General features: G+C 34.3%; 10 protein-coding genes. All 10 read right to left on the bottom strand.

Annotated features, from left to right (window positions below; translation table 11 throughout):
• Nucleotides 1-51 precede the first annotated feature (51 nt).
• Nucleotides 52-1,299, bottom strand: coding sequence for a glycosyltransferase family 4 protein (locus AX663_RS03040; RefSeq protein WP_060972651.1), 1,248 nt, complete (start codon nt 1,297-1,299; stop codon nt 52-54).
• Nucleotides 1,300-1,302: 3 nt separating this feature from the next.
• The gene (locus AX663_RS03035; RefSeq protein ID WP_060972650.1) at nt 1,303-2,610 is read right to left on the bottom strand and encodes a DUF2142 domain-containing protein; all 1,308 of its coding nucleotides are present in this window, start codon (nt 2,608-2,610) and stop codon (nt 1,303-1,305) included.
• Nucleotides 2,597-5,548: a rhamnan synthesis F family protein gene (locus AX663_RS03030; RefSeq protein ID WP_060972682.1), complete on the bottom strand. Its 2,952-nt coding sequence runs from the start codon at nt 5,546-5,548 to the stop codon at nt 2,597-2,599. Before AX663_RS03030 ends, AX663_RS03035 begins: the two co-directional genes overlap by 14 nt.
• A 194-nt stretch (nt 5,549-5,742) precedes the next feature.
• A complete protein-coding gene (locus AX663_RS03025; RefSeq protein ID WP_060972649.1) occupies nt 5,743-6,702 on the bottom strand; it encodes a glycosyltransferase family 2 protein in 960 nt (319 codons plus the stop codon).
• Nucleotides 6,703-6,727: 25 nt separating this feature from the next.
• Nucleotides 6,728-7,711 (bottom strand): glycosyltransferase family 2 protein, encoded by a 984-nt coding sequence (locus tag AX663_RS03020; protein ID WP_060972648.1) that lies wholly within the window; start codon nt 7,709-7,711, stop codon nt 6,728-6,730.
• Nucleotide 7,712: 1 nt separating this feature from the next.
• Complete coding sequence (locus tag AX663_RS03015; RefSeq protein WP_060972647.1) at nt 7,713-8,966, bottom strand: oligosaccharide flippase family protein; 1,254 nt, start codon at nt 8,964-8,966, stop codon at nt 7,713-7,715.
• Between the two features lie 131 nt (nt 8,967-9,097).
• Nucleotides 9,098-9,880 (bottom strand): glycosyltransferase family A protein, encoded by a 783-nt coding sequence (locus AX663_RS03010; protein WP_060972646.1) that lies wholly within the window; start codon nt 9,878-9,880, stop codon nt 9,098-9,100.
• Between the two features lie 70 nt (nt 9,881-9,950).
• A complete protein-coding gene (locus tag AX663_RS03005) occupies nt 9,951-10,283 on the bottom strand; it encodes a DUF2304 domain-containing protein (protein WP_011227433.1) in 333 nt (110 codons plus the stop codon).
• 5 nt (nt 10,284-10,288) lie between these two features.
• Complete coding sequence (locus AX663_RS03000; protein ID WP_171968083.1) at nt 10,289-10,984, bottom strand: glycosyltransferase family 2 protein; 696 nt, start codon at nt 10,982-10,984, stop codon at nt 10,289-10,291.
• Between the two features lie 76 nt (nt 10,985-11,060).
• Nucleotides 11,061-11,912, bottom strand: coding sequence for a dTDP-4-dehydrorhamnose reductase (gene rfbD, locus AX663_RS02995; RefSeq protein ID WP_060972644.1), 852 nt, complete (start codon nt 11,910-11,912; stop codon nt 11,061-11,063).
• Nucleotides 11,913-11,948: the final 36 nt, after the last annotated feature.

Raw genomic sequence — 11,948 nt, 5'->3', positions numbered from 1 at the left:
CCCTTCGAAAATGGCCTTTTCATTCTTAATCATAGATAACGAGATTTTACCTTAATTCATCTTTTTAAGCTGAAATAATTTTTTTACAGCAGATTTCACACTCTTCGTTAGTGCTTTTCGGCTGTTGAGAAAATCTACATCTTTCTGATTTACTTTCTTATAACGCAATTCATCATCCTCAAGTTTTTCAGTAATATTAGCATAAACACTCTCCAGAGAGTATCTCTCTTTCAAACTAGGAACAGCTTGTACTGCTTCAAGTTTCTCTTGGTCAAATCCACCAAGGACCTCTGAAATCATGCTAGTTAAGGTATCCAAGTCACCCAAAGGGTAGATATGACCTTGCTCATTCATATACTCGAAGGCTGATTTATGTCCCGCATTATCTGATAAAATCGTTGGAATACCATTTAAAACAGATTCAACATAAACGAGACCAAATGTTTCCATACTAGATGGGAAAACAGCTAAATCCTTATCAGTAATCTCTGACCAAGGATCATCTAAATATCCCAAAAATGAAACATTTTTCAAATCGTGCTCTGCGATATAATCATCACAGAGTTGTTTATAATCCTCATCCCATGCGCCTAAAAATACAAGTTCAATTCCTGTTAGATTAAGCATATTATAAGCTTTAATCAACTCAAGCTGATTCTTTCTCTGAGTCAAGCGACCAACTGAAACGATACGATGGTGGTCGTTGGATTCAGTTCCCAGCCCTTCTTTAGGTTCAATTTGAGTATAAGGTGCAAAGGAATAAATCTTCCTATTTGGAAAATACTTTTGTAAATCCTCTGTCAACGCTCCTGTTACAGCAAAAATCTCATCAGAAAACTTGTCTATAAAGTCAAGTTTTTCTTTATAGTAACCAAATTCTCCCTCAGGAAATTCATGAATCAACCAAAAATGTTTGACCTTCTCATAAGTGGTAGCAAGTGCACCTTGAAAAACATTGACTGTATTACTAATAACAAGGTCTACCTTGTTATCTACAATAATATTTCGAATATCTTTGACATTCTTATTATAAGAATTCACTCGCAAAAAATGATTGCCCGGTGAACCACCTGGTGCTTCTTCCCACCACCATTTGACAGCCGAAAGACCATAGGTCTCAATTCCTGCTTTCTGAAGTTCTGCTTGATACTCCTCTTGAGATGGCACCTTGTAATCAGGGAAAACGTTTAACACACGATAACCTTTTTCCACAAGAAATTTCATAAGATTGACTATCGAAATTTCGGCACCATTATCCAGGGTTCCTGTCGGAGAAATAAATAAAATTGTTCTAGTCATAAATTATGCAAATACCCCCCAGTAATGGAAAAGAATCAAATACATAGCGACCAAGAAATTAGCAATTAAAGTCAGGGTTGCTATCTTCATTTTTTTCTGTCGAGATAAATCAATCTTAGCTGTGTTGGCGACTAGTGGCAACAAAAGAATGATAAATGGCGTGAAGTAACGACCTTGAGCACCAACAGATATATTAGCTCCCTGACCAAGAACAACTGGTGTCCACTGCATATACATTACTGTAACAGCAGCTAGAACCTCTAGTAGGAAGAGAATCCAGGATGCATTAGCAAAGTCTTTAGTAAAGAAATCCTTCTTACTTGACAAGAATAAAATTGTAAGAACGATGATATCAATAAAAATTAACCACAGTGGCATTTGTAAAGTAAGGTTACCAAGATAACCGAACATTCCAAGTGACAAGATACCATTCAAATTGTCATTCAACTCAGGATTAAAGAGCGTATTACGCAAAACTTCGCCATAATGACGTAGACCGCCCTGATTCTTCATTAAGAATTGCAGAACCACCACGACACCTACTACAAAGAGAAGGTAGAAGACTACTTTATATTTTGAAATAAAGGTCTTAATAGCTTGCACTGGACGATTTAGAAAGTCTAAGACACCTTCAAACTCAAAAGGAACAAACGGAATCAATCCCAACAATAAAACATTATTTGGCTTGGTTGCTAGAAGCAAAATCGCTAGACCTATCACCTGTATAAAATTACGATTGGTAAAACATTTAGAATAGGCAAGATTGGTGATAAAACCAAGAGCTAACATCACTTCCAAATAGTTCATCACATCATAAGAAAGTGATGAAGCTTGCTGAACCATAATAGGTAGCAACGAAATAAACATTAGGGCTGTTTTCCCATACTTAAAATAACGTATTAAAAAGTAAATTCCTAGTATATAGGCCAGTGCATTAAAGATACGCCCCATATAGATAATCATTCCAACTGTGGGACTAATCCAACTTCCAATCGTCATCCCTATCAACTGTGGAATAAAGGAGATTGTTTTTAAACTCACACCAAATTGAAAAGGTTCTTTACTCATATCAATCTTTTGAGCAAAAATCTGTTTATATTCCGCTAACTTAACCTTATCATTACTTGGAATCTCATCCATCCACTTAAAAGACGTTTTGGTTGGTTTATGGAAGGTCTCCCAAGTCATACGCGCGTGGTTTGTTTCATCTGGCACACGATTAATTGGAAATACAAACATAAATGAGAAAATAAAAATCGTCGCTAAGATGAAAAATAAATTTTCAACTTTTATTTGTTTAATTCTGTTCAAAATAAGTCACCATATCATCTTTCTTGCTTAAGGTACAGTTTTCAAGAACAGCCCGATAAGCAGCATCTGCAATTTTCTGTCTTAATTCTGGAGATAAAACCAAGGCTTCAAGCTTGTCAAACCACTCTTCATCGGTAGCCAACAATCCTGTTTCACCGTCAACAATGGCATCTGAGAAAGCTCCTATCTTGCTCGCAACTGTTGGTACCTTCACCAAGGCAGCTTCAATCCACTTAATCTCTGACTTCGCACGGTTAAAGATTGAATCCACAAGCGGTGCTAGATTAATATCAACCTCACTAATCAAGGCAGGCAGTTTGTCCCAGTCCACATAATCGTGAGTGACAATTTGATTTTCAAAGGGCTTCATATCTTCTGGAATATCAAGAATCCCGACAATATGTAATTGTACATTGCTATATTTTTTAAGCAATTGCTTAATAGCTGGCTTAATCAATTCAAAATTCTCATTATGACTAATTGAACCAGAGAAATAACCAATCTTAACAATGTCAGATGTTTGAGAGTAATCTTTAATATATTGACTACTAATAGCGATTAAGTCATCAGAAGCCAAGTTGCGATTAAGTAAAACCTTACTTTGGTACTTATACAACTCCTCCTGCAACTGATTAGTCGAAGTAATGGCACCATCACAGTTTTCTAGCATATAGCCATAATTTCGAACACCTGCATCATAGTTTCCTTTTTCAACCGAATTCAACCCTTGCGTATAACTTAATTGGTCTGTATAAACCGTATCAAAGACTAAATCATCAATATCAAAGAAGACAGGTTTTCCATATTCCTTAGCCAAATGACAGAGACGCAAAAGTTCAGGTGAGATTGGTGAACGGTAGATAATGATGTGACTAGCGTTTTGAGCCATCGATAGTTGGAAATCAGATAGGTTAACAACTTTGACTGCAAAACCATGCTTACGTAATTGTTCTGCCTTGTTCAAGACACGGTAACGGGTACATTGCGGAATAATATTTTCAACCCCATCGATCAATAGAATATATTGATCACGTGGAACCGCCTTAAATTTATTTACAATATCTTCCAAGATTGACACTGGGTAATCCGTTTCTTCTGCGACAAACTCTAACAAGTCAGGGACTTCCGAATCACGATCCAGACCTTGCCACAAGAACTGGTCTTCATCATAATTTTTCAGAGCCGTGTATTTCACCAAAGGACTACCTGCTTTGAGCATCTTAAGCGGGTGGATATACATGGCAGAATCTTCGTATTCTTGCACAACCGCATCATAACGATAACCTAAGTCAGCAAAATGCTTGGTAAAACGTGTCTCATGTCGACCAATAGCTTTATCACGAGAATCTGTATCCGTCAAGTGTGTCCAGTACTCATAAAAGTCATCATCGTTTAGCATGAGCTTTTCAATAACTAGGAAATAAGATTGAAGATGCTTAGGAATGTAGCCATAAGGATTCTCCTTAGTAACATCTTCTTGCTCTTCTCCAAAAGAAATTCCCCAGAAATCTAGCTGCTTGTCAGCCATTTTCTGGAATACTTGAGACAAATCTCTCATCGGACCAATGTTAGTATCATTCACCAAGAGGAGCTGGTCGTAATCTTTAAGCTTGTCTTTACCAAAGGCAAAAATCCCTTCTCTAAAGGCCGCAGTATCATATCCCTTGTTATCACGAGTCAAAACCTTACCGTAGGCCTCAAGGGTATTAATATCATCATCGTGAAGCTGTCCATTGACAACGACAATAACATCACCTACCAATGGAGCCAAGGCTTGTAAGAAACGTAATTTGTATTCTTGAAGACGAGCTTCAGACTCAAAAATAACATAAACCAACGCTTTCTTACCATTATGTGACAAGGCGGAGCGTTGACTATTTCTGAGACGTCGTAACTGGCGAACCTTAAGAGGTGTCATTCGACGACGTAACTGTATCACTTTGACTTTTAAAGCTCTCAAATAATTTTTAATAGCCTTTGGATTCTTCGCAATTACTCCTGCTGTCTTTATAGGTGTAATAAGGGCGTTACCTAAACGATATGACAGTGAACTTCGGATAAGCTCCATTTCTTTATGGGCATCCTTCAATTGCTTAGATTGTGTATACTTTCTTCGTTCAAGTTGATCACGTTCTTTTTTCAAGCGATTAACATAGTCTGTCACATCATCGTGATGTTTAAGCAAGCTATCCAACCGCTCTTCCAAAACCATGAGGTTCTCACAAACTGCCTTGTAAATTTCATGAGGAAGCTTATCAAGGTACTTCTCAAGAATGTCAAGATAGATTTCATAATGGTAGCGAACGGAGTCACGTCCAGAAATTGATCCTGTTTCAAAGACACGATAATTAAGCTTAGTGCTGGATTGATATACAGCTTTAGCACCGTTATTAATGATTAAGTTCAATAAAAAGTCATAATCTTCAAGCTTTTTACGATTTAACATCTCATCATAACGAGCATTTCCAATAATACTTCTACGAATCAAAGAACAGTTATCAATAAAACTAGCATTTAGAAAGGCAGTTAGGTCAAATTCACGGCTTTTAAGGTAGAACTCTTCTTTTTCTGGATTAAAAAGATCACAGTACGCAATATCAGCATTTGTTTCCGTCAACTTACTGTACAACTGTTCCACATAATCCGCATCGAGGTAGTTATCACTATCTACAAATAGCAAATAGTCACCTCTAATAAGCTCGAGTCCTAAATTTCGATTCTCTACTACCCCAAGATTTTCATGAGTTTCAAATCTCGTCTCACAAGGTGAATCCTTCAAAACCTCTTGGATAATTTGAGTTGAACTATCCGTCGAACCATCATCCAAAACGATTAATTCGATATTAGTATAGGTCTGATTAAAAACACTTCGCAGACACTGCTCAATATACTTTTCATGATTGTAACAAGTCACAACCACTGAGATTAAATTATTCATTTTTCCATCCATTTTGTTTAACAAAACATCAATTAGTACCTGAAAATTACTAATATTACTAAGCTTCAAAGATTGACTAAAGTAATAATCTTTGAAAGTGCATACCACTTTAATTATACTATAGTTTGGACAAAAAATCCCCCTACTACAGACAAAGAAAAAAGCAGAATTACTCTGCTTTGTGAGGATAAATACTACCCTTTACAATAGAACTTTGAAAATAATGTGACCAATTTCAAATGTTCTATCAGCCTAAATATCACAACATAAATCTTAGTCTGGATTCTCTCTCCCCTTACTGATTTTGAAAATGGTGTTAGTTTTGATCTAAAATTTTCTTTACGAATCCAATCCTGTATTCTCCTATGTTGTTCAACAAATTGCTTACTTGATGCAGCTTTCCCAGAAAAGAGTAAATACCAAATATAATATCGTTTGACATAATATTTTATATATTCAGAATCTCCTGCAACCTCTTTTAAACAACTTAAAAAATAAATTATATCAATTTCAGGGTTAAAACCTCTTTGCGAAGTATTTGAAATACTTCGTTCATTAAAGAACCAATTATACCCATTGTAATCAATTACCTTTATTTTATCAGTTAAATTATAGGCAGTTAAAGTAAAGATAACATCTTCACCAATTGGATAATCAAAAAACTGAATATTATTTTCCCTTAAAAATGAAGTGCGATAGATACGTGCCCAAGGTGCCACCACTATATATTTTGACCAATCAGTCTGAGATAGATCTTGTTGGAAAAGAATTTTATGTTCTTTGTTAACACGTTTATAGCCACCAATAACAATATCTAATTTTTCCTTTTCTATCGCCTTATAAAAACACTCTAAGTAATCTGGAGCAATAAAATCATCATTATCAATAAAGACTATGTATTCACCCTTTGCAAGGGCTATCCCTCGATTTCTAGTCTTAGCTACACCCTCATTTTCCTTATCTACAACCCTAATACCATCATTTTTTGAAGCATAGTTTTGAATTACTTCCAAAGAGTTGTCGGTAGAGCCATCATTTAAAATAATAATTTCATAATCCGAAAATGTTTGATCTAAAAGTGAATCAATACACTGACCGAGTCCTTCTTGTGCATTATAAACCGGAATAATTACTGAAATAGCTGGTTTAGACATTAATACTCCTCTTAAAATTTTACTATTACATTGTTTTATATATTCTCAATAGCTTTGGTAATAAAATGATTGATAATCTTAGACCTAATAATCTTGTAATCTTACCGGTTAAATTAAACGAACTATTCTTTATTTCATTTGAAAATTTCAAAAGATACTTGTATTTTTTTAACAGATACATAATCTCAGAATTTGAAATATATTGACTTACATATGGTAAGACTGAGATATATGAAATTGCAAAGTAAATATTTATCGCTTTACGAACATTATTCTTACATTCTCCAATATTCGTTAAACCTATATCTATACTTTTTAATATGTCATATACATTTTTTTCTTTAACCACATTAGTAATACTTCCAATTCGATTCTGCCTGTACTTATAAGATTCTATATTCAAAATAGAATATTTCGCAGTTAGTTTTAAAAGATATGAACAATATAAGCAATCCTCTGATAGGAATCCAACAGGAAAATCTAAAGTTTCCTCAACAAATAAATTTCTTCTGATACATTTGTTCCATGCTGGAGCCGTTAAAACACTATTCCTAACCAAGTCAATAACGTTTTCTTCAATATTTCCTGACTCTGGAACAGAGTTAAAATCAATTCTAGCACTCTCATCTTTTCCATAATACTTATCATAAGAAAAAATTACTACATCGCTTTTATAGGTATCAATATTTCTAGATAAGTTATCAAGGAACTCTAGATTACTCCAAAAATCATCACCATCAACAAAGAGTATAAACTCACCTTTAGAGTGTTTAATTCCAGTATTTCTAGCTGCAGATAATCCCCCATTGTCTTGATGAATTGTCCTTACCATTTTGTATTTAGAAGCTAACTTATCGCAAAGTTCTCCTGTCACGCCATCTGTAGAACCATCATCAATAATAAGGATTTCATAGTCTGATGCTTGAAATTTCTGATTTGCTAAGCTAGTAATACACTCTGATAAGTAATCTGCAACATTATAAGCAGCTACCACAATTGAAAATTTCATATTATTTTTTCTTTCTAAAAATAGTATAAGGACTCGTAATAAAATAAATTACTAACGATACAATTAACCATGAAATCATAGCACACAAAAAGGATAGTGAGGCACCCAATATTTCATATTTCAACACAAGTGTTCTTGCAGTCATTATCGAAACCAAGTAACCAACTACAAAAGAAATGATTAAATAGTGTTGTTTTCTAAATACTGTTAGAATGTTATCACACACAGTTGAGAAGGTACTAGCAACACCACCCATCAATAAAATTAAAAAGCTACTTTGATACTGTTTCAAATCTGTTCCATAAACTATATCTAATGCTGGAATAGCAATGAAAGCTCCAACTATATAGATGAGTGTACATGTACCTAATAAAATACGAAATAGATTATTTTTATACGTAATAAAATGAGAAATTTTCTTTTCTTCAAGAAACACTGCAAGTTGTGTAATCATTGGTCTTAGAAAAATAATCATTAAATTCATTGCAAATATCGGCGTAAATAAAATACTAAAGTCTCTTTGAACACCATTACCAATTAATCCCTTATTATAAATATCATTTAAAGCATACTTTGGTTGATTGTAAATTGAAACTAATAGAAATGCATTAATAAACAATGGTAGACAATCTTTAAATACATTAACAACTTTGCGCGGTTTTACATTTCTGAAATTTAAGATATGGAATAACCTTGAATTAGTATAATCAAATAAAGCAATAAAAAGAAATGAGCTTATTGTTTGCAATATTACTGACCACAAGAGATTTTTTGAAACAAGTAGAACTATAGCAAATACAACAGTAGAGATTGTATTTCTCAAAAACAATGATTTACCTGCAATATCTAATCGTTCTCTTTGTTGAAATAATCCTTGAAAAACGTCTGATAGAGCTTCACTCACTCGGAAAAAAGACACCCAAAATATTATACCTATATTTGCATGTGTATTAGGATTTAAAATGATATAACCAATCAAAAGTAGAACCATTAAAATATTTGAAACTATCCTAGCAATCAAGTAAGTATCAAAAGAATACTTTTCTTTGATATCTGTCGCCTGAAAATCTCTTACTTGAAAACTAGCTACAATCACAAATAAATTAGCAATAGCATATGCAAAACTATAGATATCTGCTGAAGCACTATCTAAAACACGAGTAACAATAAAAAGAAGGATTACGGAAACAGCTGCGGAAGACATACTACCAAGGATATTCCAGAAAAAAACTTTTTGGGGAGTTACATTTTTCAAGTACTTTACTCTCTTTCGATTAACAATATTCCACTTATTATATCATAAGATTTTTAGAGGAATGGAAAACATAATTACTTATAATATCTCTCTTTAAGTAGCATTTTAAGCTTCTAAGATATTACTACTGATTAGTCATTAGAATTTTGTGCTTTTACATACTGCCTCATTATTAATCGTGCTATCCATTTAGGCCAGAAAATTTCAAACGTCTCTAAATCTTCTTTCGAACGAGTGTTATCACTAATTGTTTTAGAAGTCTCTGATTCTTGATGAATACGATGACACATTAGCTCCTTCGGAACAAAAGAGAAGTAACCATTCATACTACCAATTTTATACCAAGCAACCCAATCCAAATTCCCTTTTAAATTCTCATCAAATTGGAAACCTTTGAGTTTATCAAGATTGTAGGTTACAGCAGGACAACATATAGCATTTCCAAATGCTAGAATTCGTCTTCTCCAAATTTTATTTGAGGATAATATATTTATTGCTTTCAACATGAAGGTTTTGATTTTCAAATTTGTTGTTTTAGCAATTTTTTGTCCATCTTTTTCCTCAAAGTAATCAGAATAAATAATTAGAGAATCTGGTACTTTACTTGCCTTCTCCATAATTTCTAGGGAGTAAGTAGGAAGATAGTAATCGTCTTGATGAGCAATAGTAGCATACTTCGTTTTAACGAAGGAAAGTGCATTGTTCCAATCTTTCCCTATTCCCCCTCCTACTTTAGAGTGGTAAGGAATATTATATTTCAAGCACAAGTTTTCAATATAATCACTAGGAGTCGACGTATACAAAATCACCTGAGATTTCAACTCTTGATTTACTAATGATAAAATACATTCCTCTAGGAATGGGCTATCTCCATAAGCACATATAACAAATGTATGTTGATTTTCTGAAGTCATTTGTCTCCTTTTTTATTTAAATAGTCATTAAGATATTTCATCCCTAACTAAAACGACTGTATAATCTCTTTTACTTATCTTTCCCTCTCAAGGCAATTGTTTGTACTAAGTTTTTGAACTTTGTATCAAGTTTAGATAAGCGAACTGTTAATTGATATTGATTAATCAGTAGAAGGAAAATGATAAAGAGGAAAATAAAGTTTACCGCCGAAACAATTCCTAATGCTCTCGCAATTATCTCAGCTAATTTTGGAAAGACACTAAATACAAGTAAAACTAGTGAAAAGAAAATCCAAAATAGTGAGTCATTAATTTGGACTTGAGATTTTCGAATCCCTCTAAGAATAAAGGTAACGGTTGCTAGAGATACAAAAATTAGAACAATTTGAAACCAAATAGTCATGGAGTCTAGCCTCTCTTTCTAAAGTTTTGAATAAGTAGGATTGACACAAACATATGAGTCATATATTTAATCGAACGAGAGAGAGTCAAATAACTTTCTCCCGCTTGTCTATCTTCCATTCTAACTTGTGCTTCCGCAACTTTTACACCATTACGGATGAGATAAGAAACGGTATCTGGCTCTGGACCATAGTTAATATTAAGTGCAAACTCTTTAATTAAATCTTCTGAGAACATTCTCATTCCTGAAGTTGGATCCTTGATTGTTTTACCAGTGGTAAGTTTGATGGCTGAACTTATCAAGATATTTCCTAACATTCGTAAAGAATTTGGTCGTTTCTCTGTAACAAATCTAGAACCAATAACTAAATCAAAGCCATCATTGATTTTCTCTTCCAAACTTTGAATATATTCAGGTAAGTGTTGACCATCAGCATCAAATTGCACCGCTTTTTTATAACCATGCTCATATGCATATCTTAAACCTGTTTGAAAAGCCCCAGCAAGACCGAGATTCACTGGCAAATCAACAATATTGTAATGATTCTCATGGCAAATTTGTGAAGTTTTATCACGGGAACCGTCATTGATAATAACGTAGTCATATTGAGGATAGTTTTGAATGATGTTGTTAACAACATTTTCAATTGAGCCTTCTTCGTTATAGGCTGGGATAATAATGAGTAAATCTGACATTTTTATACGTAGTTTCTCCTGAAAACTCTATTGAAAAAGGGCAGCCAAATATATTTCAGATTAATTCAACTGACCTTGGTTTTTATTTCACTTCTTGTTTGTAAAACTCTTTCAAAGCATCTTGCCATGTTGGGATGACAAATCCAGTAGCCTTAGCCTTAGCCAAACTCATTGTTGAGTTAAGAGGGCGTTTAGCTTTAGCTGGGAATTGACTTGAATCTACAGGCTTCACTTCAACATCAGTCTCTTTGAGGATTTCAACCGCAAAGTCGTACCAAGTTGTATCTTCTGCTGCATCATTTGACAGGTGATAGTAACCGTATTCCTTCCGGTTTTCAGCCAAATAAGTCATAAACTCTGCCAATGTACGTGTCCAAGTTGGACGACCATGTTGGTCATTAACAACTGTAAGTGTCTTGTGAGTCTTGGCAAGATTTTGCATGGTGAAGACAAAGTTCTTACCATAGTTACCGAACACCCAAGCTGTACGGATAATGTAGTAGCTTGAAACATGTTTTTCAACTAACTCTTCACCCATACGTTTTGTACGACCGTACTCTGTCTGTGGATCTGGTTTGTCATCAACTTCCCACTCTTGACCGACTGGTTTTTCACCATCGAAAACGTAGTCTGTTGAAATATAAACTAGCGTTGCACCATGTTTTTCAGCAGCCTTAGCGACATTTTCAGTACCTGTCACGTTGATAGCATAGTCAAGCTCTTTACCTTCATCTTCAGCAGCATCAACAGCTGTGTAAGCAGCACAGTGATAAACCAAGGTTGGTTTTACTTCCGCAAAAACTTCATCTACTTTGGCAGCATCTGTGATGTCCATTTCTGCCACATCTACTGCTACATATTCTTCGTTACGTTCGTCAAGAAGGTGACGAAGCTCAGTTCCGAGTTGACCATTTGCACCTGTTACTAGAATCATATTTTTCTCCTTGTAGTTTCCAATAATGTCAGTTTC

It is taken from the genome of Streptococcus sp. CCH8-H5, from assembly GCF_001556505.1.
Classification (GTDB): Bacteria; Bacillota; Bacilli; order Lactobacillales; family Streptococcaceae; genus Streptococcus.
This window is presented reverse-complemented; position numbering and strand designations above follow the sequence as displayed.

Coding starts and splice junctions, on each gene's coding strand:
- AX663_RS03040 (WP_060972651.1), bottom strand. CDS start 1,299: ATGACTAGAACAATTTTATTTATTTCTCCGACAGGAACCCTGGATAAT.
- AX663_RS03030 (WP_060972682.1), bottom strand. CDS start 5,548: ATGAATAATTTAATCTCAGTGGTTGTGACTTGTTACAATCATGAAAAG.
- AX663_RS03025 (WP_060972649.1), bottom strand. CDS start 6,702: ATGTCTAAACCAGCTATTTCAGTAATTATTCCGGTTTATAATGCACAA.
- AX663_RS03020 (WP_060972648.1), bottom strand. CDS start 7,711: ATGAAATTTTCAATTGTGGTAGCTGCTTATAATGTTGCAGATTACTTA.
- AX663_RS03010 (WP_060972646.1), bottom strand. CDS start 9,880: ATGACTTCAGAAAATCAACATACATTTGTTATATGTGCTTATGGAGAT.
- AX663_RS03005 (WP_011227433.1), bottom strand. CDS start 10,283: ATGACTATTTGGTTTCAAATTGTTCTAATTTTTGTATCTCTAGCAACC.
- rfbD (WP_060972644.1), bottom strand. CDS start 11,912: ATGATTCTAGTAACAGGTGCAAATGGTCAACTCGGAACTGAGCTTCGT.